This is a genomic window from Methylocella sp. (genome assembly GCF_041905455.1).
Classification (GTDB): Bacteria; Pseudomonadota; Alphaproteobacteria; order Rhizobiales; family Beijerinckiaceae; genus Methylocapsa.
In genome coordinates, this window is the sequence record NZ_JAYRLA010000001.1 from 290,076 (window position 1) to 313,382 (window position 23,307).

At 69.2% G+C, this 23,307-nt stretch carries 21 protein-coding genes and 1 pseudogene; 14 read left to right on the forward strand and 8 right to left on the reverse strand.

Going from position 1 to position 23,307, the window contains the following annotated elements:
* A pseudogene (locus ACE3OG_RS01390) lies at window positions 1–463 on the reverse strand (hypothetical protein); the annotation flags it as partial.
* Between the two features lie 283 nt (window positions 464–746).
* Between ACE3OG_RS01390 and ettA the strand changes: the two are divergent.
* Window positions 747–2,399 carry an energy-dependent translational throttle protein EttA gene (ettA, locus tag ACE3OG_RS01395; RefSeq protein WP_374305342.1) on the forward strand — a complete coding sequence of 551 codons (1,653 nt, stop codon included), beginning with the start codon at window positions 747–749 and terminating at the stop codon, window positions 2,397–2,399.
* A 48-nt stretch (window positions 2,400–2,447) separates the two neighbouring features.
* Here ettA and ACE3OG_RS01400 read toward each other — a convergent pair whose 3' ends face one another.
* Window positions 2,448–3,146, reverse strand: a complete 699-nt coding sequence (locus ACE3OG_RS01400) for an HAD-IA family hydrolase (protein ID WP_374305344.1) — start codon at window positions 3,144–3,146, stop codon at window positions 2,448–2,450.
* Window positions 3,147–3,519: 373 nt separating this feature from the next.
* On the opposite strand from ACE3OG_RS01400, the gene rpiA reads away from it, so the two are divergent.
* The 5 genes from rpiA (at window position 3,520) to ACE3OG_RS01425 (ending at window position 8,426) form a co-directional block, all read left to right on the forward strand.
* Window positions 3,520–4,236 (forward strand): ribose-5-phosphate isomerase RpiA, encoded by a 717-nt coding sequence (rpiA, locus tag ACE3OG_RS01405; RefSeq protein WP_374305346.1) that lies wholly within the window; start codon window positions 3,520–3,522, stop codon window positions 4,234–4,236.
* Window positions 4,237–4,262: 26 nt separating this feature from the next.
* Window positions 4,263–4,856, forward strand: a complete 594-nt coding sequence (locus ACE3OG_RS01410) for a DUF2059 domain-containing protein (protein WP_374305348.1) — start codon at window positions 4,263–4,265, stop codon at window positions 4,854–4,856.
* Between the two features lie 21 nt (window positions 4,857–4,877).
* Window positions 4,878–6,296 carry a glutathione-disulfide reductase gene (gene gor, locus ACE3OG_RS01415; RefSeq protein ID WP_374305350.1) on the forward strand — a complete coding sequence of 473 codons (1,419 nt, stop codon included), beginning with the start codon at window positions 4,878–4,880 and terminating at the stop codon, window positions 6,294–6,296.
* Window positions 6,296–6,853: a sugar O-acetyltransferase gene (locus tag ACE3OG_RS01420; protein WP_374305352.1), complete on the forward strand. Its 558-nt coding sequence runs from the start codon at window positions 6,296–6,298 to the stop codon at window positions 6,851–6,853. The genes gor and ACE3OG_RS01420 overlap by 1 nt, the downstream gene beginning before the upstream one ends.
* Window positions 6,854–7,034: 181 nt before the next feature.
* Complete coding sequence (locus ACE3OG_RS01425) at window positions 7,035–8,426, forward strand: class II 3-deoxy-7-phosphoheptulonate synthase (RefSeq protein WP_374305354.1); 1,392 nt, start codon at window positions 7,035–7,037, stop codon at window positions 8,424–8,426.
* A 22-nt stretch (window positions 8,427–8,448) separates the two neighbouring features.
* Here ACE3OG_RS01425 and ACE3OG_RS01430 read toward each other — a convergent pair whose 3' ends face one another.
* Complete coding sequence (locus ACE3OG_RS01430) at window positions 8,449–9,588, reverse strand: ceramide glucosyltransferase (protein WP_374305356.1); 1,140 nt, start codon at window positions 9,586–9,588, stop codon at window positions 8,449–8,451.
* Window positions 9,589–9,685: 97 nt separating this feature from the next.
* Between ACE3OG_RS01430 and ACE3OG_RS01435 the strand changes: the two genes are divergently transcribed.
* Complete coding sequence (locus tag ACE3OG_RS01435; protein WP_374305357.1) at window positions 9,686–11,044, forward strand: glutamate--tRNA ligase; 1,359 nt, start codon at window positions 9,686–9,688, stop codon at window positions 11,042–11,044.
* Here the strand turns inward: ACE3OG_RS01435 and ACE3OG_RS01440 are convergent.
* Complete coding sequence (locus ACE3OG_RS01440) at window positions 11,007–12,077, reverse strand: DUF2865 domain-containing protein (protein WP_374305359.1); 1,071 nt, start codon at window positions 12,075–12,077, stop codon at window positions 11,007–11,009. The two genes, ACE3OG_RS01435 and ACE3OG_RS01440, sit on opposite strands and share 38 nt — an antisense overlap.
* A 220-nt stretch (window positions 12,078–12,297) precedes the next feature.
* Between ACE3OG_RS01440 and ACE3OG_RS01445 the strand changes: the two genes are divergently transcribed.
* Window positions 12,298–12,822, forward strand: a complete 525-nt coding sequence (locus ACE3OG_RS01445) for a CreA family protein (protein WP_374305361.1) — start codon at window positions 12,298–12,300, stop codon at window positions 12,820–12,822.
* Window positions 12,823–12,831: 9 nt separating this feature from the next.
* Here the strand turns inward: ACE3OG_RS01445 and ACE3OG_RS01450 are convergent, their stop codons facing one another.
* Entirely contained in the window at window positions 12,832–13,245 is a 414-nt protein-coding gene (locus tag ACE3OG_RS01450) for a hypothetical protein (protein WP_374305363.1), read from the reverse strand.
* 349 nt (window positions 13,246–13,594) lie between these two features.
* Between ACE3OG_RS01450 and cysS the strand changes: the two genes are divergently transcribed.
* The 3 genes from cysS to cimA are packed head-to-tail and all read left to right on the forward strand — an operon-like array spanning window position 13,595 to window position 17,078.
* Window positions 13,595–14,950 (forward strand): cysteine--tRNA ligase, encoded by a 1,356-nt coding sequence (gene cysS, locus ACE3OG_RS01455; RefSeq protein WP_374305365.1) that lies wholly within the window; start codon window positions 13,595–13,597, stop codon window positions 14,948–14,950.
* Window positions 14,947–15,423: a GNAT family N-acetyltransferase gene (locus ACE3OG_RS01460; protein WP_374305367.1), complete on the forward strand. Its 477-nt coding sequence runs from the start codon at window positions 14,947–14,949 to the stop codon at window positions 15,421–15,423. Before cysS ends, ACE3OG_RS01460 begins: the two co-directional genes overlap by 4 nt.
* Window positions 15,420–17,078 (forward strand): citramalate synthase, encoded by a 1,659-nt coding sequence (cimA, locus tag ACE3OG_RS01465; RefSeq protein WP_374305369.1) that lies wholly within the window; start codon window positions 15,420–15,422, stop codon window positions 17,076–17,078. The genes ACE3OG_RS01460 and cimA overlap by 4 nt, the downstream gene beginning before the upstream one ends.
* Window positions 17,079–17,136: 58 nt before the next feature.
* Here cimA and ACE3OG_RS01470 read toward each other — a convergent pair whose 3' ends face one another.
* From ACE3OG_RS01470 to ACE3OG_RS01480, 3 genes are all read right to left on the reverse strand, one after another.
* Entirely contained in the window at window positions 17,137–17,826 is a 690-nt protein-coding gene (locus ACE3OG_RS01470) for a hypothetical protein (RefSeq protein ID WP_374305371.1), read from the reverse strand.
* Between the two features lie 94 nt (window positions 17,827–17,920).
* Window positions 17,921–18,961 (reverse strand): TonB family protein, encoded by a 1,041-nt coding sequence (locus tag ACE3OG_RS01475; protein ID WP_374305373.1) that lies wholly within the window; start codon window positions 18,959–18,961, stop codon window positions 17,921–17,923.
* Between the two features lie 107 nt (window positions 18,962–19,068).
* Entirely contained in the window at window positions 19,069–19,707 is a 639-nt protein-coding gene (locus ACE3OG_RS01480) for a TIGR00730 family Rossman fold protein (protein WP_374305375.1), read from the reverse strand.
* Window positions 19,708–19,980: 273 nt separating this feature from the next.
* Between ACE3OG_RS01480 and ACE3OG_RS01485 the strand changes: the two genes are divergently transcribed.
* The 3 genes from ACE3OG_RS01485 (at window position 19,981) to ACE3OG_RS01495 (ending at window position 23,280) form a co-directional block, all read left to right on the forward strand.
* Entirely contained in the window at window positions 19,981–21,921 is a 1,941-nt protein-coding gene (locus ACE3OG_RS01485; RefSeq protein ID WP_374305377.1) for an ABC transporter ATP-binding protein/permease, read from the forward strand.
* A 95-nt stretch (window positions 21,922–22,016) separates the two neighbouring features.
* Window positions 22,017–22,715, forward strand: a complete 699-nt coding sequence (locus ACE3OG_RS01490) for a phosphatidylserine decarboxylase (protein ID WP_374305379.1) — start codon at window positions 22,017–22,019, stop codon at window positions 22,713–22,715.
* Between the two features lie 4 nt (window positions 22,716–22,719).
* The gene (locus ACE3OG_RS01495) at window positions 22,720–23,280 is read left to right on the forward strand and encodes a GNAT family N-acetyltransferase (RefSeq protein ID WP_374305381.1); all 561 of its coding nucleotides are present in this window, start codon (window positions 22,720–22,722) and stop codon (window positions 23,278–23,280) included.
* The last annotated feature ends 27 nt before the right edge of the window (window positions 23,281–23,307 follow it).

A 23,307-nucleotide genomic window follows, 5' to 3' on the forward strand; every position in this document is an offset into this window, starting at 1 on the left:
CGAGCTTGAGCGTCAGCGTCTCGCCGACGAAGGGCGAGCCGGGCGCGCGCCTCGCCGCGGCGGCGAGGCGCTCGATCCTGTCGAGGAGCGTGTTGAGCACGACGCTCTTGCCTGAGCCCGCCGGGCCGAGGACGCCGACGCACAGCGGCGTCTCGGCGCTCCTGTGCAAGGCGAGCTCGGCGAGAAGGTCGAGCGGCGCCGCCCCGGCGTCGCAGGACAAGGCGACGCCCTCGGCGACGTCGGCGGCGAACAGGCTTTGCGCGCCGGCGGCCGCGGCCTCCGGCCGCTCGGACGGGGAGGGCGCGGGCCGGACGGGCGCGGCTTGCGCAGGAGCGGCGGGCGCGCCTTTCGGGGGCGCGGCCTGGGCGGAGACGCCGGGCGCAGGCTCCGCATCCTTCCTCTGGCCGGCGTCCCGCGCGCCGGGAATGAGCGATCCGAAGCTCAGCGGTCCTTTGTCGGGCAAGGCTCAGTTCCTTGGTTGCGAGAGGCGGAGCCCGTTCTAGCCGATATGGGCGAACGATCAATGCGGGCCCATATCGGCGGTCCGGCGCTTCGCCCGCGGCGCCCGGCCAAAGCGCTGGACCGCCGAGCCGGCCGCGTCTACATAACGCGCCAACCCGAACGCGGGAGCGCCGGCCGATCGGGTCCGTCCGCTCGCGCTCACCCCCTGTCCCGACGCATCCGCCTTATCCGGAAAGTCCCGCGCTTTCCGGGCGGACGCTCTTAAGCATCGACGCGGAGCCCTGATGGCGCGGCAATTCATCTACCATATGCAGGGTCTGACCAAGACCTATTCGACGGGCAAGAAGGTCCTCGAGAACGTCAACCTCTCCTTCTACCCCGACGCCAAGATCGGCGTGCTCGGCGTCAACGGCGCCGGCAAGTCGACGCTGCTCAAGATCATGGCCGGCATCGACAAGGAGTTCGCCGGCGAGGGCTTCGTCGCCGAGGGCGCGCGCGTCGGCTACCTGCCGCAGGAGCCGCAGCTCGATCCGGCGCTCACCGTGCGCGAGAACGTGATGCAGGGCGTGGCCGCCAAGACGGCGATCCTCGAGCGCTACAACGAGCTCGCGATGAACTATTCGGACGAGACGGCCGACGAGATGACGCGGCTGCAGGACGAGATCGAGGCCAAGGGCCTGTGGGATCTCGACGCGCAGGTCGAGCTCGCCATGGACGCGCTCGGCTGCCCGCCCGACGACGCCGCGGTCGACAAGCTGTCGGGCGGCGAGCGCCGCCGCGTCGCGCTCTGCCGCCTGCTGCTGGAGCAGCCCGACCTCCTTCTCCTCGACGAGCCGACCAACCATCTCGACGCCGAGACGGTCAACTGGCTCGAAGGGCATCTGCGCAACTATCCGGGCGCGATCCTGATCGTCACCCACGACCGCTACTTCCTCGACAATGTGACGGGCTGGATTCTCGAGCTCGACCGCGGCCGCGGCATCCCCTACGAGGGCAATTACTCCGCCTGGCTGAAGGCCAAGCAGAAGCGCCTGCAGCAGGAGAAGAGCGAGGACGAGGCGCGCATCCGCGCCATCGCGCAGGAGGCGGAGTGGATCTCGCAGAGCCCCAAGGCGCGCCAGGCGAAGTCGAAGGCGCGCGTCCAGCGCTATGAGGACCTCGTCGCCAAGCAGGGCGAGAGGACCCCGAGCGCGACGCAGATCGTCATTCCCGTCGCCGAGCGGCTCGGCAACACGGTGGTCAACTTCGAGCACATCTCCAAGGGCTTCGGCGACACGCTGCTGATCGACGACCTGACCTTCAAGCTGCCGCCCGGCGGCATCGTCGGCGTGATCGGCCCGAACGGCGCCGGCAAGACCACGCTGTTCCGCATGATCACCGGGCAGGAGAAGCCCGACAAGGGCTCGATCACGGTCGGCGAGTCGGTCAAGCTCGGCTATGTCGACCAGTCGCGCGACGCGCTCGACCCGAAGAAGACGGTCTGGGAGGAGATTTCCGAAGGCAACGAGGTGATCTACCTCGGCAAGAAGGAGATCAACTCGCGCGCCTATACGGGCGCCTTCAACTTCAAGGGGCCGGACCAGCAGAAGAAGGTCGGCAACCTCTCGGGCGGCGAGCGCAACCGCGTGCATCTCGCCAAGATGCTGAAGTCGGGCGCGAACCTCCTGCTGCTCGACGAGCCGACCAACGACCTCGACGTCGAGACGCTGCGCGCGCTCGAAGACGCGCTGACCGATTTCGCCGGCTGCGCGGTCATCATCTCGCACGACCGCTTCTTCCTCGACCGCATCGCGACGCATATCCTCGCCTATGAGGGCGACAGCCACGTCGAATGGTTCGAGGGCAACTTCCAGGACTATGAGGAGGACAAGAAGCGCCGCCTCGGCCAGGAGAGCCTCATCCCCCACCGCATGAAGTACAAGCGCTTTTCGCGGTAGCGGGCGCGAAAGCCCGGCCAGAAGGCCGGGCCTTTTAGCTGGCCTGCGTCACGCCACGTGGAAGACGGAGGAGAGCTCCTCGACGGCGTCGTAGAGCTCGTCGAAATGGGAGATGATCCGGTCGGGCTCGAAGGTCTCGACCGGCAGGTCGGAATAGCCGAAATCGACCGCCACCACCGGCACCCTGGCGTTGTGGGCGGCGTCGACGTCGGCGCGCGAGTCGCCGACCATGACCGCCCGGCGCGGGTCGCCGCCGGCCTTGGCGATGGTCCGCAGCAAGGCCTCGCCGTCGGGCTTCGACACCGCGAAGGTGTCCTTGCCGCAGATCGCCTTGAAGCGGCCGGCGACGCCGAGCGCGGTGAGCAGCAGGCGCGAGGAGCCCTCGAGCTTGTTGGTGCAGATCGCGAAGCTCCAGCCCGCCGCCTCGAAGCGGTCGAGCGCCTTGAGCACGCCCGGATAGAGCACGCTCTCGTCGGCGATATGCTCTTCGTAATGGGCGATATAGTCCGAGAACAGCTCATCGAGCCGCTTCTCGTCGACGATCACGTCATTGGCCTTGAGGCCGCGCTGGATCAGCGCCTTGGCCCCGGCGCCGACCATGCCGAGCGCGTCCTTGAACGGAATGGGCTTCAGCCCCTCGCGCGTCAGCAGGGCGTTCAGCGTCGCGACGAGGTCGACCGCGGTGTTGGCGATCGTCCCGTCGAGATCGAAGACGATCAGGGGCGGCGTGGTCAGGGTGGCGTTCATAGGCGCTGCTCAGGTCGTGTCTGTTCAGCGTGGAAGAATCGGCGATGAGCGCCGCAAATGCAAGCCGCAGTTTTAAGCATTCGCCTGCGGACCCTTCCTGTCGAGCAGAGTTGTTCGCGCGATAAGGGTGCTTCACGTCGTCGCTTTGTCGGCGCGCGCAGGCGCGAGACGGGGACGGCGCGCGCCGAAATCGGCCCGGCGCGCGGCGCGGGCGCGGCTTTATTTGCGCGTTGGGGCGCTGGTCTTGTCCGCGTCGCCGGGCGGCGGCCTGCGCCTTGGGCCAACCCTCCCGCGCGCATGGCTTGACGGCGCGCCCCGCATCGGACTAACCCCACGTCTGACAGGCCGCGCAGGGCCGACGGGAGCTCGGCGCATGACCGCTTCGAACGACGACCCCAAACGCGCCGCCGCCGCCGCCGCCCTGCGCCTCGTCAAGCCCGGCATGCGCCTCGGTCTTGGCACCGGCTCGACGGCGCGCCATTTCGTCGAGCTCCTCGGGGCTGAAGTCGCGCAGGGCCTCGACGTTCTGTGCGCGCCGACGTCGGACGCGACGCGGGCGCAGGCGCAACGCCTCGGCGTCCCCCTGACGACGCTCGACGAGACGCCGGAGCTCGACCTCACCGTGGACGGCGCGGACGAGATTGACGGCGCGCTTCGCCTCATCAAGGGCGGCGGCGGCGCGCTCCTGCGTGAAAAGATCGTCGCGGCCGCCTCGCGCGCGATGGTCGTCATCGCCGACGCCTCGAAGGAGGTCGAGACGCTCGGCCGCTTTCCGCTGCCGGTCGAGGTCGTGCGCTTCGGCCTCGAGGCCACCCGCCGCCGCGTCGCCGCCGCCGCGCGGGCGAGCGGAGCCGACGGCGAGCTGGTCCTGCGCCTCGCGGCCTGCGGCGAGCCCTTCGTCACCGACAACGGCAATTTCATCCTCGACTGCCATTTCGGCGCGCTCAAAGAGCCGGACGCGCTCGCCGCGCGCCTCAGCGCCGCGCCCGGCGTCGTCGAGCACGGCCTGTTCATCGGACTTTGCAGCGGCGCCATCGTCGCCGGGCCGAACGGAATCGTCCGCCGTGGCGCGTTCGACTGGCGGAGCTGACGTCCCGTCGCGGAAGGAGTTTGCGCATGACCTTCACTGAAGCCGCAAGAGGCGCGACAAGGGCGGGCGCCGGGCTCGCGCGCGCCGCCTTTTTCGCCGCGCTCGCCGCGACGTTGGCCCACACGGCCGCTCACGCGCAAAAGCCGGCGCCTGCGCCGGCGGCGCCGGCCCCCGCCCCGGCCGCTCCCGCCGCTCCGGTCATCAAGCCGTCGCATCTCGCCGCCGCGCGCGCCCTCGTGCTCGCCTCCGGCATGTCGCGCTCGTTCACCGTGGTGGTGCCGCAGTTCATGGAGCAGATCGGCGAATCGCTGGCCCAGACGCGGCCGGAGCTGGCGCAGGATCTGCGCACCGTGCTCGGCAATCTTCAGCCCGAGTTCGAGCGCCTGCCCGACGAGATGATCGGCCTTTCGGCGCAGATCTTCGCCCAGCGCATGAGCGAGGCGGACATCAACGCCGCCGTCGCCTTCTTCACCAGCGCGGCCGGCAAGGACTACGTCGCCGCCCAGCCGGCGGTGCTGAGCGACATCGTCGCCGCCATGCAGGGCTGGCAGGGCAAGATCTCGACGCAGATGATGACCCGCGTGCGCGAGGAGATGAAGAAGAAGGGCCACGACGTCTGAAGCCTGCGGAGACGGCGCGCCATGGCGGAGCATGATTTCGACCTCTTCGTGATCGGCGCGGGCTCGGGCGGCGTGCGCGCGGCGCGGATCGCGGCGGGCTACGGCGCGCGCGTCGCCGTCGCCGAGGAGTTCCGCGTCGGCGGCACCTGCGTCATCCGCGGCTGCGTGCCGAAGAAGCTGATGGTCTACGCCAGCCGCTTCCACGACGAGTTCGAGGAGGCGGCGGGCTTCGGCTGGACTGTCCCGGCGACGATGTTCGACTGGAGCGCGCTCGTCGCCGCCAAGGAGCGGGAGATCACCCGCCTGTCGGCGATCTACCGCAACAATCTGCATAAGGCCGGCGTCGAGATGATCGACGGCCGCGCCGAGGTTCTGGGACCGAACGAGGTCCGCATCCTCACCGACGGGCGCGCGATAAGCGCGAGGACCATCCTCATAGCGACCGGCGGCGCGCCGGTCCTCGAGCCCGACGTTCCGGGCCGCGAGCTGGCGATCACCTCGAACGAGGTCTTCGACCTTCCAGCGATGCCGCGCCGCCTGCTGATCGTCGGGGCGGGCTATATCGCCGTCGAGTTCGCTTCGATCTTCGCGCGCCTCGGCTCGAGGGTCGCGCTCGCCTCGCGCGGCGAGAACGTGCTGCGCGGCTTCGACGAAGACATGCGCTGCGGCGTGCGCGACGCGCTGCAGGCGGCGGGCGTCGAGACCCATTTCAGCCATCTGCCGACCGCGATCGAGAAGACGGGCGAGGAGCTGAAGGTGAGCCTCACCTCCGGCCTCTCGCTCGACGTCGACCAGGTCCTGCTGGCGACCGGGCGCAGGCCCAGCACCCCGGGGCTCGGGCTTGAGACCGTCGGCGTCGCCCTCGACGGCGTCGGCGCCGTCGTGGTCGACGAGTTCTCGCGCTCGAGCGTTCCCTCGATCTACGCGGTCGGCGACGCGACCAACCGCATGGCGCTGACCCCGATCGCCATCCGGGAGGGCCACGCCTTCGCCGACAGCGTGTTCGGCGACAGGCCGACGCCGGTGCGCCACGAGCATGTCGCGACCGCGGTGTTCACGACGCCGGAGCTTGGCGTCGTCGGCCTGACCGAGGCGCAGGCGCGCGAGGCGTGCGATTGCGTCGACGTCTACATGGCGAGCTTCCGGCCGATGAAGGCGACGCTCTCGGGCTCGGCGCAGAAGACGACGATGAAGATCGTCGTCAACGGCAAGACCGACGTCGTGCTCGGCGTGCACATCCTCGGCGAGGGCGCCGCCGAGATCATCCAGGCGGTCGCCATCGCCGTGCGGCTCGGCGCGAAGAAGGCCGATTTCGACGCGACCGTGGCGGTGCATCCGACGGCGGCGGAGGAGCTCGTCACCATGCGCACGCGGACGGCGCGCTACGAGCGCGCGACGCCCGGCCCCGAGGCGCCCGACGCCATGCCTTCGGAGGCGTGATGCCGGGCGAAATGGAGAAGATGCTCGCGGGCGCGCTCTACCGCGCCGACGACGCGGAAATCGCCGCCGCCCACGCCCGCGCCTGCGCCTTCATGGCCCGCTACAACGGCGCGCTCGACGCGACGCGGGACGAGCGGGCCGCCCTGTTGCGGGACATCTGCGGCGCGGTCGGCGAGAACGTCGTCGTGCGCCCGCCCTTCCATTGCGACTACGGCTTCAACGTCTTTCTGGGCGACGGCGTTTTCCTGAACTTCAACTGCGTCATCCTCGACGTCTGCGCCGTGCGCATCGGCGCGCTGACGCAGATCGGCCCCGGCGTCCAGATTCTCGCCGCCGACCATCCGCGCGATCCCCTCCAGCGCCGCGCGCTGCTGGAGAGCGGCAAGCCGGTGACGATCGGCGAGAACTGCTGGATCGGCGCCGGCGCGCTGATCCTGCCGGGCGTGGCCATCGCCGACGACGCGATCGTCGGGGCGGGCGCGGTGGTGACGCGCGACGTGGCGAAGGGCGCGACGGTCGCGGGCAATCCGGCGCGGGCGATCCGGACCGGCGCGTGACGCCAAATTTCTTGCCCTTGCGCGGCCCGTGCTGCTAGAGGAGGCGTTTCCCGGAACGTTTGTCCGGGCGGCGCCGCCTTTTGCGCCAGTTCCGGCCGCGGCGAAGCGCCGGAGTTCCGATCCCTGAAGCCGCAGGCGGCGCGATCGGCCGGACAGGGCCGCGCGCAGGAGTAGCAAAGACATGTCCGCCGAAAACTGGTCGCCGTCGAGCTGGAGAAGCAAGCCGATCGAGCAGTCGCCCGTCTATCCCGACGCGGCCGCGCTCGCCGAGGTGGAGCGCCAGCTCGCCGGCTTTCCCCCGCTCGTCTTCGCCGGCGAGGCGCGCAAGCTGAAGCGCATGCTCGGCAAGGTCGCCAACGGCGAGGCCTTCCTGCTGCAGGGCGGCGACTGCGCCGAGAGCTTCGGCGAGCATTCGGCCGACAATATTCGCGATTTCTTCCGCGTCTTCCTGCAGATGGCGGTGGTCGAGACCTTCGCCGCCGCGCTGCCGGTGGTCAAGGTCGGCCGCGTCGCCGGCCAGTTCGCCAAGCCGCGCTCGGCGCCGATGGAGGACGTCGGCGGCGTCTCGCTGCCGAGCTACCGCGGCGACATCGTCAACGACATCGCCTTCAACGAGGCGGCGCGCGTGCCCGACCCGCATCGCCAGCTGATGGCCTATCGCCAGTCGGCGGCGACGCTGAACCTCATCCGCGCCTTCGCCACCGGCGGCTACGCCAATCTCGAGAACGCGCATCAGTGGATGCTCGGCTTCGTCAAGGACAGCCCGCAGTCGGCGCGCTATCAGGCGCTCGCCGACGAGATCAGCGCGACGCTCGGCTTCATGCGCGCCATCGGCCTCGACCCCGAGTCGCATCAGGAGCTGCGCCAGACCGATTTCTACACTTCGCACGAGGCGCTGCTGCTCGGCTATGAAGAGGCGCTGACCCGCGTCGATTCGACGACCGGCGACTTCTACTCGACCTCGGGCCACATGATCTGGATCGGCGACCGCACGCGCCAGGAGGATCACGCCCATGTCGAATACATGCGCGGCGTGAAGAACCCGATCGGCCTCAAATGCGGGCCTTCGCTCACGCCCGACGGCCTTCTGCGGCTCATCGACGTGCTGAACCCGGAGAACGAGGCGGGGCGCCTGACGCTGATCTGCCGCTTCGGCGTCGACAAGGTCGAGGCCGGGCTGCCGCAGCTCATCCGCGCCGTTCAGGCGGAGGGGCGCAGCGTCGTGTGGTCGTGCGATCCGATGCATGGCAACACGGTCAAGGCCGCGGGCGGCTACAAGACGCGGCCGTTCGAGCGCATCATGAGCGAGATCAGGAGCTTCTTTGAAGTCCACCGCGCCGAGGGGACCTATCCCGGCGGCGTGCATCTCGAGATGACCGGCAAGAACGTCACCGAATGCACCGGCGGCGCGCGGGCGATCTCGGAAGCGGACCTGCGCGACCGCTACCACACCTATTGCGACCCGCGCCTCAACGCCGAGCAGGCGATCGAGGTGGCCTTCCTGATCGCCGAGCTGTTGAAGGCGCGGCGCGACCAGAGGGGCCTCGCCGCGCATCCGGCGGCGGCGGAGTAGGCGTCCCGCAGCCGCGCGCCTCTCAGGACGCGCGCGGCTCCTCGCGCACGCTCATGGCGTTGCCGCGCCAGGTGAAGTCGTCGACGAGCCAGGCGTCGAGATACATCGCCGGCAAAGCGAGGTCGCGGAGCGCGAGCAGGAACGGCGTGCGCCACGACAGAGGCCAGCCGGCGGCGCGCGCCAGCGCCATTTCCGGCAGGTGCCAGCACGCGGCGACCGCCAGCGCGGCGGCGAGGACGCCAAGCGGGCCCAGGTCGGCGAGATGGGCGGCGTAGGCGCCGGCGAGGACGGCCGGCGCCGCGCCCGAGAAGATCTCGGGCGCGTAGAACAGCGGAAACGTCTTGCGGCGCATGCGCGCCCAGCGCGCCTGCCGCATCCAGACGTCGCGCAGGCTGCGCCGCCCGAGCGGCTGCTCGAACGGTCCCTCGACGAGATCGACCCGCATTCCCTGCGCCTTGACGAGCTTGGTCGAGGCGGCGTCCTCGGCGATCTCCGCGCCGAGCGCGCGAATCCCCCCGCCGGCTTCCAGAACCGACTTGCGCCACATCATGTTCTTGCCTTGCGCGAAGCCGCCGACGACGGCGGAGGCCGCGTATTGCCAGCGCGCCTCATAGGTGTTGAGGAAGGCGCATTCGAGCTCCGCCCACAGGTTCCGCGGTCGCGAGCCGAGCGGCATCGAGCATACGAGCCCGGCGTCCGGCCGCAACGCCGCCAGCATCCGCTGGATGTAATCCTTCGGCATCAGCACGTTGGAGTCGACGAGCGCGACGAAGCCGTGCGCCGCCGCGTCCCAGCCGCGCACGCAATTGTTGAGCTTGGGATTGGCCGACACATTCTCGTCGCCGACGATCAGCCGCGCCGGCACGTGCGCATTCCCGGCGATCAGCCGGCGCGCGAGAGGAACGACCGGATCATTGGCGCGGGCGACGCAGAGGATCACTTCATAGTCGGGATAGTCGAGCGAAAAGGTCGAGGCCAGCGTCTCCTGCGAGAACGCCTCGAGCCCGCAGAGAGGGCGCACGATCGAAACGCCCGGCGCCGGCGCGGGCGCGGGGACGGGCGCCTTCGGCGGGCGCGCCCTGAAGAAGGCGATGACGACGCTCGCGAGATTGGTCAGGGTCAGCGCGGCGCAGAAAAGGATCGCCGCCAAGGTCGCCGTCATGAACGCGCTCCGGGAAAGCCTTCCTTGAGGAAGCTTCGGGACTTGGCGTAACGTCGCCGCGCCATGGCCGGCGTCGCCCTCAAGGATTCGGAAGTTTATGCCGCACCCAATCGTCCGCTTCGCGCCGTCGCCGACGGGCGCGATCCACATCGGCAATGCGCGGACGGCTCTTTTGAACTGCCTGTACGCCGAAAAGCATCATGGCGACTTTATTCTTCGCTTCGATGACACCGACGCCGAACGCTCGCGCGAGGACTACGCCGCGGCGATCGAGGTCGACCTCGCCTGGCTCGGGATCGTCCCCGACCTGACGCTGCGCCAGTCGGCCCGCACGTCGCTTTACGACGCCGCGGCCGTGAGGCTGCGCGCCGCCGGCCGCCTCTATCCGTGCTACGAGACCGCCGAGGAGCTCGAGCGCAAGCGCCGCCTGCAGCAGGCGCGGGGACGCCCTCCCGTCTACGACCGCGCCGCGCTCGCCCTGTCCGCGCAGGAGCGCGCGGCGCTCGAGGCGCAGGGGCGGCGCCCGCACTGGCGCTTCCTGCTCGACCGGAAGACCGTGCGCTGGGACGACCTCATCCGCGGCGCGAGCCACGTCGAGACGGGCTCGCTCTCCGATCCGGTGCTGATCCGCGCCGACGGCAGCTATCTCTATACGCTGCCGTCGGTCGTCGACGACCTCGACTGCAAGGTGAGCCTCGTCATCCGCGGCGAGGATCACGTCGCCAACACCGCCGTGCAGATTGAGCTGTTCGAGGCGCTCGGCGGGGAGGGCGCCGCGCCCCGCTTCGCCCATCACAATCTGCTCGCCTCGGCGAGCGGGGAGGGGCTGTCGAAGCGCACCGGCGCGCTGTCGATCGGCGGATTGCGCGAGGCCGGCGTCGAGGCGCTCGCGGTCGCCGCCTGCGCCGTGCAGATCGGCTCGTCGGCGGCGCTGCATCCGGTCGCTTCGCTGCGTCAGCTCGCGAGCGAGCTCGACCTCGCCCAGCTTTCGCGCAGCCAGGCGCGTTTCGACCTCGCCGAGCTCGAGGCCCTGTCGGCGCGCACGCTGCACGGCTTCGACTTCGAGGCGGCGCGCGAGCGGCTCGCCGCCCATGACGTCGTCGGCGCCAAGGCGGAGCCCTTCTGGCTCGCCGTGCGCGGCAATCTGCGCGTCTTCCTCGACGTCTTCGACTGGTGGCGCGTCGTCGAGGGCGAGATCGCGCCGCCCGAGCAGCCCGCCGAGAGCGAGTTCCTCGCCGCCGCCGCCGCCGCGCTGCCGCCCGAGCCTCTCGACGCGACGAGCTGGAGCGCGTGGACCGCCGCCCTGAAGGAGAGCTCCGGCCGCAAGGGCAGGGCGCTGTTCCATCCGCTGCGCCTCGCGCTCACCGGGCGGGAGGACGGCCCGGAGCTCGCGGCGCTGCTGCCGCTGATCGGCCGCGTCAGAGCGTCGGCGCGACTACGCGGACGCGTCGCTTGACGCCGTCGGGCCCGACGACCTCGCGCGTCTGCGCGTCGCCCTCCGGCGGCGGGGCGGCCGTCCGCCCCTGGGCGCCGGGCGCCGGCGACGCGGGAGCGGCCTTTGGCGCGGACAATTCGGCGGATTTCTCGGGCGTCACGAGGATGTCGCCCTTGCGCGACTGGCGCGCGGCTTCGGCGCCGGCGAGCGCGTCGACCCAGGACTGGCCGGGCGCCTTGCAGGAGCAGGCGGGATCGAAGGTCTTCTCGAACTTGCCGGCGTTGGGCATTTCCGAATAGGGCGCGCCCTCAAGCGAGACGGCGGTCTCGATCGTCCGGTCGGGGTTGCGCGTGAAGACCTCGACGGAGGCGTTGGGGCAAAGCGACTGGCAAAGGCTCGTCAGCTGGCCGGCGTCGGCGCCGCGCGCCGAGACGCCGAGCGGAAAGAAGCCGCCGTCGCAGGTGCGCACGCACACCGCCTGCGATCCGCCGCGCGGGCGCCCGTCAGCCTCCTCCTGCCGCGGCGCGTCCTCGGCTGGAACGGCCTGATCGGGCTGCGGCGGCGACTCGGACGCGCTCGGAATGCCGAACAGCTGCTCGAAGAAGCCGCGCTGACGCGGCGGCTGGTTGCGGCAATAGGTGTTGAAGCGCGCGACGAGCTCGACCCTCGCCGCCGCGCGGTCGGACGCGTCGCCGCGCGAGCGCGCCTGGCCGACCTGGTCCTGAAGCTGGCGAATCTGCGCGTTGAGCCCGGGGCAGCGCCCGCCATAGGCGTAGGGCGCCTGGTCGCAGCTCATCGACCGCGCGACGGCGATGAGGCGGTTCAGCTCGCCGAGCTGCTCGCGCGAGGGGCCGGGCCCCCGCGCCGCGCCGCCGCCGCGGTCGAGCTCGGCGATCTTCGCCTGCAGCCCGGAGCAGTCGTAGCCCTGCGCCAGCGCGCCCTGCGTCGCCGGCGCGAGCGCGAGAAGGAGGAGGGCGGGAAAGCGGAACGAACGGCGCGGACCCCACTTCGGGCGCCGCGAGGCCGGGCTGCGAGGTCTGGCGGATTCGGACATCTTGGCGCTTCGGCGACCCCTTGCGGCGGCGCGCGGGACGCCGCGAATCTTCGTGGCGCCGCTTCATGGTGGAACCATGGCCTTCGCGCCGCGCGAGCCTTAATAATCCGTTCGCGGGCGTTTGGCGAACGGCTCGCGCCGGACGCGCGGCGAGGCCGCTTGCGGCGCAGGGGCCGCGCCGTCATATCAGGGACGCCCCCGCAAGGAGAAGCCGAGCCCCATGCCATCCAGATCGCCGCCCGCCGTCAGCCGCCTCGCCCTCGCGCTTCTGCTCGCCGCGTCGGCCGCAGGCCCCGCGCGCGCGGCCGAGCCCGAGCTCGTCTTCCGCAAGTCGACGGTGTTCAAGCTGCTGACGCCGGACGACAAGCTCGCCACCTATGAGCTCGACGATCCCGACGTCGACGGCGTCGCCTGCTATTACACCATTCCCGAGAAGGGCGGGGTCGCCGGCATATTCGGCGTGGCGGAGCAGGCCTCCGACGTTTCGCTCGCCTGCCGTCAATATGGCCCGGTCGTCTTCAAGGAGAAGTTCGAGCAGGGCGATGTCGTGCACCGCGAAAGCCGCTCGCTGATCTTCAAGCGGATGCAGATCGTGCGCGGCTGCGACGCCAAGCGCAATGTGCTGATTTACATGGCCTATTCCGACAAGCTGATCGAGGGCTCGCCGAAGAACGCGACCTCGGCGGTGCCGGTGCAGCCGTGGGGCGGCGCCGAAGCGCCCAAATGCGGCGACTGGGTGAAGTAGGCGGACGCCTCAGCTCGCGTCGGAGCAGGAGACGTAGAAGGAGCCGGGCGCCGCCGTCCCGGCCGGCAGCTCCTCGGCGCGGCCGAATCCCTGCACGCCCTTGAGGCCGTTCGCCTCGCACCAGGCGCTCGCCGCCATCGCGCCGCACGCGGAATGGTTTGTGAAGCATTCGCCGAAGCCGTAGCCGTCGTCGGCCGGAATGATCAGCGTGCGCGACTGCCCGGCCCTCGCCGAGGCTGCGAGCGCGGCGAGGGCGCAGGCGGCGCCGAGCGCCAGAAGCGTGGCGCGGAAGGCCGTTCTCGCGCCCGTCGCCGGCGCCCGTCCGGCGCGCGCCATGCGTCCGCGCGGCCACGCGGCGCGGCGAGGCGACGTGAACGGAGCGAGGCGCGCGGCTTTGCCGGGGAAGGGCGTGACGAGGGTCATGGGCGCTCGGCTCAAGGTCAATGGAGGCTTTACGAAGCATCCGCAAGCCGACTGAAAATTCGGTTAAGCCGACGCCCCCGCGGCGTCGCGCAAGGGTGGAAAACCTTGACGCGGCGGCCCCGGCGCGCCTATAGCGGGCGAGATGGCGCGGGCTCCCCAATGTCGCCGGACGGGCGTTTCGTCCATTTGCTGAAGCTGGCGCGCGCGCCGGCCGGAGCCGTCCCGTCCCGTTTATGTCGCCTCCCCGTTCATAAACTCCGACAGCGACGTCTTCAGACGCTCGAAGGCCGGCGAGGCTCCGCGCTCCGGGCGGGCCGGAAGCGCCCGCCTCCCTGGGAACGGTCTTGACATGTCGTTGCGGCTCTACAACACGCTGACCCGCCGGAAGCAGGATTTCTCGCCGATCGACGCCAAGGACGTGCGCGTCTACGCCTGCGGCCCGACGGTCTACGATCATCTGCACATCGGCAACGGCCGGATGCTGATCGTCTTCGACCTGCTGTTCCGCGTCCTGCGCCGCGCCTATGGCGCCGGCCATGTGCGCTACGTCCGCAACATCACCGACGTCGACGACAAGATCAACGCGCGCGCCGCCGAGCGCGGAATTCCGATCGGCGTCCTGACGGAGGAGATGACCGCGATCTTCCACGCGGACGCGGCGGGGCTCGGCTGCCTGCCGCCGACCGTCGAGCCGCGCGCCACCGGGCACATGGCCGAGATGATCGAGATCATCGGGCGGCTGATCGCCAACGGCTCGGCCTATCAGGCCGACGGCCATGTGCTGTTCGACGTGCCCTCGATGCCCGATTACGGGCGGCTGTCGCGCCGCCCGCTCGACGAGATGATCGCCGGCGCGCGCGTCGAGGTCGCGCCCTACAAGCGCGGGCCGATGGATTTCGTGCTGTGGAAGCCCGCCGCCGGGGACGAGCCCGGCTGGGACAGCCCGTGGGGGCGCGGACGGCCCGGCTGGCACATCGAGTGCTCGGCGATGAGCTGGCGCCATCTCGGAGAGGTCTTCGACATCCATGGCGGCGGGATCGACCTCGTCTTTCCCCACCACGAGAACGAGATCGCCCAGACGCGCTGCGCCTTCGGCCATCAGGTCATGGCCAATGTGTGGATGCACAACGGCCATCTGCAGGTCGAAGGCGAGAAGATGTCGAAGAGCCTCGGCAACTTCGTCACCATCCACGAGCTGCTGACGAGCGATAAGTTCGGCGGCCGAAGCTGGCCGGGCGGCGCGCTGCGCCTCGCCATGCTGCGCGCCCATTACCGCCAGCCGATCGACTTCACCGTCAGGGCGCTGGAGGAGGCCGAGCGCACGCTCGTCGAATGGCGCAGGGCGACGGACGGGGTCGAGCCGGAGGCGCCGGCCGAAGACGTCGTCGCCGCGCTCGCCGACGACCTCAACACGCCGCGCGCCATCGCCGAGCTGCACGCGCTGAAGGCGAAACGTCCCGGCGCGCTGCTCGGCGGGCTCGGACTGCTGGGGGTTTCTTTCGACGGTCTGCCTGCGGAGAGCGGCGCGCAGCCGCGCGAAGGCGCCGACTTCGCCGCTTTCATGGGCCTCATCGCCGAGCGCGAGGCGGCGCGGCGCCAAAAGAACTGGGCCGAATCCGATCGGCTGCGCGACGCGCTCGCGGGGCTTGGCGTCGCGGTCAAGGACAACAAGGACGGAACGACGAGCTGGGAGTTCCGGCCTTGAGCGCGCCGCCCTCGCTGCGTCCCTATCTGCCGGCCGACCTGCCGCTGCTCTACGAGATCCGCCTTTCGGCGATCGAGGAGCTGACCGCCGAGGATTACGACGACGCGCAGCGGCGCGCCTGGGTCGAGGCGGCGAGCGACGAGGAGGAGCTCGGCGACAAGCTGAAGCGCGGCCTCAGCCTCGTCGCCTTGCGCGACGGCGCGGCGGTCGGCTTCGTCGTCTTCGCCGACGGGCTCGTCGACCAGCTCTACGTCCATCCCTCGGTCGCCCGCGCCGGCGTCGGCGACGCGCTCGTCGACGCCGTCGAGAAGCTCGCCGGCGCGCGGGGGCTGAAGGCCGTCGAGGTCGACGCCAGCGACACGGCCAAGCCGCTGTTCGACCGGCGCGGCTATGTCGCGCAGCGCCGCAACACCGTCCAGATCGACGACGTATGGCTTGGAAACACGCGCATGAAGAAGGTCCTCGCGCCATGACGCAGGAGGCTTGGACGCAGGACGCTCTCGTCAACGCCGACGCGCCGTCGGCGCCGCTTGCGCCCGCCGTCGCGAAGGAGCGGCTCACCCTGTTCGACACGACGCTGCGCGACGGCGCGCAGACGACCGGCGTCGATTTCTCGCTCGCCGACAAGCGCCGCATCGCCGCCATGCTGGACGAGCTTGGCCTCGACTACGTCGAGGGCGGCTATCCCGGCGCCAATCCGACCGACACGGAGTTCTTCGCCGAGCCGCCGCGCTTCTCCCATGCGCGCTTCGCCGCCTTCGGCATGGTGCGGCGCGCCGGGCGCTCGCTCGACAACGACCCCGGCCTGTCGGCGCTGTTCGCGGCGCGGGCGGACACGATCGTCTTCGTGGCGAAATCCTGGGACTATCACGTGCGTGTCGCGCTCGGCGTGAGCCTTGAGGAAAACCTCGACGCGATCCGCCAGTCGGTCGCGGCGGCGCGGGCGCGGGGGCGCGAGGCGATCGTCGACTGCGAGCACTTCTTCGACGGTTTCAAGGCGAACCCGGACTATGCGCTGCGCGTGGTCGAGGCCGCCCTTGGCGCCGGCGCGCGCTGGGCGGCGCTGTGCGACACCAACGGCGGCAGCCTGCCGCATGAGGTGGAGCGCGTCGTCAAAGCTGTGTGCGCCCGTTTTCCGGGCGAAAAAATCGGCGTCCACACCCACAACGACACCGAGCAGGCGGTGGCCAATTCGCTCGTCGCCGTGCGCGCCGGAGCGCGCATGATCCAGGGCGCGCTGAACGGCCTCGGCGAGCGCTGCGGCAACGCCAACCTCACCTCGATCATTCCGACGCTGCTGCTGAAGCCCGATTTTTCCGACCGCTTCGAGATCGGCGTCGAGCGCTCGAAACTGGCCGATCTGAGCAAGGTCAGCCACACGCTCGACGAGCTTTTGAACCGCGCGCCGAACCGCCACGCCCCTTACGTCGGCGCCTCCGCCTTCGCCACCAAGGCGGGCATCCACGCCTCGGCGCTCGCCAAGGAGCCGAAGACCTACGAGCATGTCCCGCCCGATGCGGTCGGCAATTCGCGTCGCCTGCTCGTCTCGGTGCAGGCCGGCAAGTCGAACCTCCTCGCCGAGCTTGCGCGCATCGGCGTCAGGCTCGACAAGGACGATCCGCGCCTGCCGCGCCTGCTCGACGCGGTGAAGGACAAGGAGGCGCAGGGCTACGCCTATGAAGGCGCCGACGCCTCCTTCGCGCTGCTCGCGCGCGGCGTCCTTGGCGAGGTCCCGAATTTCTTCGAGGTCGAGCGCTTCCGCGTCGACGTCGAGCGCCGCCACAACGCGCAGGGCGAGCTCGTCACGGTCTCGGAGGCGGTGGTCAAGCTCGTCGTCGACGGCGAGACGATGATCTCGGCCGCGGAGGGGCAGGGGCCGGTCAACGCCCTCGACCTTGCGCTGCGCAAGGACCTCGGCCGCTACCAGCGCTTCATCGAGGATCTGGAGCTCGTCGACTATCGCGTGCGCGTCTTCCAGGGCGGCACCGACGCCGTGACGCGCGTGCTCGTCGAGTTCCGCGACGCCTCGGGCGACACCTGGTCGACGGTCGGCGTGTCGCCGAACATCATCGACGCCTCGTTTCAGGCGCTGACCGACGCGCTGACCTACAAGCTGCTGAAGTCTTAGGTATGGCGTTGAAATTTCAAATGAAACAAGAGTGTTGCTATATAATTAATGTTTAATATCACGGGTTTTTAATATGACAATCGAGTTTTGTAATAATTAATGAAATCTTATCGCTCGTGGCCCCCAAATTAATTGCTTCAGAACGTAATTTATTAATTTCGAGCAATATGGTAGATTTTGCTAACGCGGCTTCTTTGTCGCCTTCGTGCAACTCAGCGACATGCACAGCCATTTCCATTCGTGGTAAAATGCCATTTTTCTTGTTTCTTAAATTAATAACAATTTGTCTGTAGGGCGCACTTAACTCAGAAGATGTAAAAAGGTAATTTGCCTCATAAAGCGCTGAAAATAAATTTTGAGTTGTATCCGTGACGTCTTTAATTTGCGCTATAAAAATGTCTGTCTCTAACGTGGTGTCATTTGAGACATAACGATCGGCAGTTTCCGCGAGGCTTAATTTATTGCTTGCCAGTAAATTAATATTACTTTGAATTTTTGATAATTGACCTTTATCTTTGAGGCAGACCACGGTGTCAGCTACGTTGATAATTAGATTGCCGCCGAAACGAACGGCGTCAAAAACCTCCTTTAATTGCTTGCCAATATCTCCGTTAGAAACGGCACTTAAGATATTTGACCAACTAAACTGTGCGTTTGCGGTAGGCAAAATAGACGTATAAAATACAAAAGTAATTATAATTACATAAAAGAAATGACGAAAATTACCAAGCATTACCGCAGCCGGCATGTTTAAATACCTTTACGCTATTTATATATTACATACATATTATCATATTTAAAAATATAAATAAAAATGAGAGAAAAAGCAAGTGTAAACGGTTCTATCGCGTGTCGTAGTGGAACCAGATCGAATGCGGGTCGCCGCGCGGGGGCGGCGGGAAGGGGGCGGCGGCCTTGACGGCGGCCATCGCCGCACGGTCGAGGTCGGGACGCCCGCTCGCCCGATAGACCACCTGATGCGTGAGGTTGCCGCGCTCGTCGACGTAGAAGGCGACGATGCCGTCCGCCGCCTGGCGCCCGTCGCGCAGATCCGCCGGAATCTTCATGTGCGGCATGATCAGCCCGTACAGGATCGACAGATAGCTCGTCGGCGCGGTTCCGCCGCCGACCGGCGAGGGCTTGGCGCTCGAGCCGACCTTGTAGTCGGGGACGGGAGCGAGCGAGGCGAGCTGGTCCGACAGGGTCTGGCGCTTGGCCTGCGTCGGCGGCGCCTTCGAGGGCGCAGGCGCTTTTTTCTCGACGGCGCGCTTCGGCGGCGCAGGGGTCGCCTTGTCGAGCGCCTCGGCGCCGGGCTTGTCTTCGGCCGGCTTGGCGGGGGCGTCCTCGGCCGGACCCTGCTTGTCGGCGTCGGCCGGCGCTTCGGGCGGCTTCGGCGGCGCCGGCGTCTGCGCCGTCTGCTTCGAGGGCTCGGCCTTCGCCTGCGCCTTCGTCTCCTGGTCGGGCGCGACGCGCTCGATCTTCTCCTTGTTCTCGAAGCGCGGCGCGTCGGTCGCTATGCGCGCGTCGTCGTCGATCTTGGGCTTCGGCTTCTTCTCGGCTTTCTCTTTCGGAGGCGGCGGCTCGGGCGGAGGCGGCGGGGCGGGTTCGGGCGGCGGCTCCTGCACGAGCTCGACCGGAATCTCCTCCGGCGCCGACGTCTGCTGTTTCTCGAGCGAGGCTTCGTAAAGGACGACCGCGACGATCGCCGCGTGGATCGCGAGCACGAAGGCGAGGATGACGCCGAACCGGCCGCTCCCGCGCCGCGCCGCCTCGGGCGCGACGAGATGGTCCTCGGGCCGCGCCGTGAGCTGCGAATCCGTCTCGAACGCCGGATCGTCCGGCGCCTCGCGCGCGAGAAATTCGCCGGCGGCGTGTTGCAGCATCGTCTCCTGCGGCTGCGGCGCGGCCGGAGAGTCCCTTGCGATCGGATCGAAGCGCGCCGCCTTGAGATTTGGAAATCATGAGGCGCCGCAAAAGGCAAGCGGGCGGATCAGAGCCGCGGGTCGACGCTCTCCCTGCGCAGGCCGAGCCGGTCGAGTCGCGCCGCGGCCCCGAAAATCATCGGCAGAACGTCCTCGACGCGCTCCGCCACCAGATAACGCACCTCGAACGAGGGCTGGATGAAACGGCGCTCGCGCATATGCGCGAACAGGTCGATGAGCGGGCGCCAAAACCCGCCGACGTCGGCGATGACGACGGGCTTGGTGTGGCGCTCGAGCTGCACCCAGGTCAGCTGCTCGACCAGCTCCTCGAGCGTGCCGACGCCGCCGGGCAGCGCGACGAAGGCGTCGGCGCGTTCGAACATCAAACGCTTGCGCGTGTGCATGTCCGGCACGACCACCGTCTCGACGACGTCGGCGAGCGAGCCTTCCTTGCGATGCAGGAACTCGGGGATGATCCCGGTGACGGCGCCGCCCGCCGCCGCGGCCGAGCGCGCCAGCGCGCCCATGAGGCCCAGCCCGCCTCCGCCATAGACGAGCTCGAGCCCCTCGGCGGCGATCGCGCGCCCGAGGGCGGCGGCGGCCTCCTCGTAGTCCGGCTCGACGCCGCGCGCCGAGCCGCAGTAGACGCACACCGACCTGATGCGGCTGGGATTTTCGTCTTCTCGCCTTTTCGCGGCTTCGCTCATGTTCTCCTTCCGGGCGGCTCCCGTCGCGGTCGAGCTTCGGTCCGCCGCCGCCCGAAGGCAAGCGGGGTCGGCGCGGCGAAGACGCGCGCGGGCGATGCGGCGCGCGCGCGGCGCGACTATATAGGGCGCAGCGCGTCTGGCGACGTCCCGCCGCGGCGCGCGCCCTCACGAAAGGTTTATCCCGATTTGACGCCGCAGCAGCCATCGGCGGACTCCGCCTCGCCCCGCCTCGCGCAAGCGCCGATCGGGCGCCGCGCGGCGCCGGGAGCGGACTTGGCGCCGGGAGCGGACCTGGCGCCCTCAAGAGGAAGGCTCGGCCTCGCGCAGCTTCTCGCGCGCCTCGCGCCCTATGTGTGGCCGTCCGGGCGCCCGGACCTCATCCGGCGCATCTATGTCTCGGTCGCGTTTCTGCTGGCGGCCAAGCTCGTCACCATCGCGGTGCCCTACGCCTTCAAATGGGCGACCGACGCGCTGGTCGATCCTGCGAGCGTCCCGTTCTCCGGCCTGCTCGCCGCCCCGCTCGCCCTCGTCATCCTGTACGGCCTGCTGCGCGTCGCCATGGCGCTGTTCACGCAGGCGCGCGACGCGGTGTTCGCCGACGTCGCCATGCACGCCGTGCGGCGCCTCGCGAGCGACGTGTTCGAGCATCTGCACCTGCTTTCGCTGCGCTTCCACCTCGAGCGCAAGACCGGCGGTCTGACGCGCATCCTCGAGCGCGGCCGCAACTCGATCGAGACGATCGTGCGCACGACCATGCTGACGGCGGTTCCGACGCTCGTCGAGTTCGTCCTCATCCTCGCCGTGCTGAGCCTTCATTTCGACTGGCGCTTCGTCGCCGTGACGTCGGCGATGATCGCCGCCTATCTCGCCTTCACCTTCGCGGCGACGAACTGGCGCATCGGCATCCGCCGGGCGATGAACGAGAGCGACACCGACGCCAACACCAAGGCGATCGACAGCCTGCTCAATTTCGAGACGGTGAAATATTTCAACGCCGAGGAGCGCGAGAAGGCGCGCTACGACGTCTCCATCGCCCGCTACGAGCGCATGAGCGTCAAGACCTACACCTCGCTCGCGCTGCTCAACGCCGGCCAGGCCGCGATCTTCACCGTCGGCCTCACCGCGGTCATGGCGATGAGCATGCGCGGCGTCGCGCGCGGCGAGAACAGCGTCGGCGACTTCGTGCTGGTCAACGCCATGATGATCCAGCTCTACCAGCCGCTCAGCTATCTCGGCATGGTCTATCGCGAGATCCGCCAGTCGCTGATCGACATCGAGACGATGTTCGAGATCATGGCGCAGACGCCGGAGGTGAAGGACCGGCCGGACGCGAAGCCGATCGTCGTCGGCGCCGGCGACGTGCGTTTCGAGAACGTCAGCTTCAGCTACGATCCGCGCCGGCCGATCCTGCAGGGCCTCTCCTTCGAGGTCCCGGCCGGCCGGACGGTGGCCATCGTCGGCGCCTCGGGAGCCGGCAAGTCGACCATCGCCCGGCTGCTGTTCCGCTTCTACGAGCCGCAGGGCGGGCGCATCGTGATCGACGGACAGGATATTTCGCAGGTCACGCAGGTCTCGCTGCGCGCGGCGATCGGCATCGTTCCGCAGGACACCGTGCTGTTCAACGACACGATCGCCTACAACATCCGCTACGGACGCGACGGCGCGGGCGACGCCGAGGTGCGCGAGGCCGCCCGCCTCGCCCAGATCGACGCCTTCATCGAGGCCGCGCCCGGCGCCTACGGGGCGCAGGTCGGCGAGCGCGGGCTGAAGCTTTCGGGCGGCGAGAAGCAGCGCGTGGCCATCGCCCGCACCATCCTGAAGGACCCGCCGATCCTCATCCTCGACGAGGCGACCTCGGCGCTCGACTCCTTCACCGAGCGCGAGATCCAGCACGCGCTCGAGCGCGTGGCGAAGGGCCGCACCACGCTGGTCATCGCCCACCGGCTCGCCACGGTGGTCGACGCCGACGAGATCATCGTGCTGGACAGGGGGCGCATCGTCGAGCGCGGCCCGCACGCCCGCCTCATCGAGGCGGACGGCGCCTACGCCGCGATGTGGGCGCGCCAGTACGAGATCCGCCGCGCCGAGGAGACCCTGCGCCGCGCCGCCCGGGAGGAGGGCGACAGGGTGTCGATCGCCATCGAGCCGGACGAGGAGCGGGAGGACGAGCCGCACGCCGCGCCGTCGCCCCGGCGCGGCCCCGCGGCGGCCTGAGGGACCGTCTTTCGATTTTCGCGCCGCCGTGTCAAACCATGGCGGCGCGGCGCCTGGGCGCGCCCGGGCGCGCAACGCTCGCTTCAAGAGGCTTCATGTCGTTCATCGAGACGATCCGCAGGCAGGTCGCGCCGATCCACCCCGAGGGCTATGTCTTCGTCGCGGGCTTCGGCGTCGCGACCCTCGTGCTCGGCTCCTTCTTCGCCCCGCTGTTCTGGATCGGCGCGGTCGCCACCGCTTGGTGCGCCTATTTCTTCCGCGATCCGGTCCGCCAGACGCCGCTCGACGACTCCCTGCTGATCTCGCCCGCCGACGGGATGATCTCGTCCGTCGGCTTCTTCGTCCCGCCGCCCGAGCTCGGCCTCGGCGCCGAGCCGCTGCAGCGCATCTCGGTGTTCATGTCGGTGTTCGACTGCCATGTGAACCGCGCGCCCGTCGCCGGCCGCATCGTCAAGATCGCCTACAAGCCGGGCCTGTTCGTCAGCGCCGACCTCGACAAGGCGAGCGAGGACAATGAGCGCAACGGCCTCGTCATCGAGACGCCGGCCGGCCGCTACGGCGTGGTGCAGATCGCCGGCCTCGTCGCGCGGCGCATCGTCTGCTTCGCGCGCCAGGGCGAGAGCGTGGGCGTGGGCGACCGCATTGGCCTCATCCGCTTCGGCTCGCGCGTCGACGTCTATCTGCCGCGCGCCGGCCGCGCCCTCGTCGCCGTCGGCTCGCGCGCGGTCGCCGGAGAAACGCCGCTGGCCGATCTCAAGCCCGGCGACGGCCGGCGCGCCTTCAAGTCGAGCTGAGCCGATGCCTCGTCCCGATCCCGCCGTCGCGCGCCTCGCCCGCCCCGATCTGGAGCCGTGTCCGTTCAGGCTGCGGAACGGCGTCGTCTGCCTGATCCGCCCGACGCGGCCGGGCGACAAGCCGAAGATCGTCAGGGCCTTCGGCGAGCTTGGCCCCGAGACGCGGTACAATCGCTTCCTCGGCTACAAGACAGAAGTCTCGACGACCGAGCTCGAGCGCATCACCGAGGTCGATTTCTCCCGCGACTGCGCCTTCCTCGCCACCCTGGGAAACGGGGAGGACGAGCTCGTGATCGGCGGCGCGAGCTTCTTCTCCCTCGACGGGGCGACGCCGCCCGAGCGCGCCGAGGTCGCCTTCACGATCGAGGAGAATTTTCAGCGCCAGGGGCTCGCGTTGGAGCTGATGCGGCGGCTGATCGACTCCGCCCGCGCCGTCGGCGTCCGCCGCCTGGAGGCCGAGGTGCTCGGCACCAACGTCGGCATGCTCACCGTGTTCAGGCGCAGCGGCCTGCCGCTCGAGCGGGAGCTCGAGGAAGGCGTCGTCCATGTGCGGATGGAGCTGTGACCCTGACGCCCCGCAAATCATTTGCCC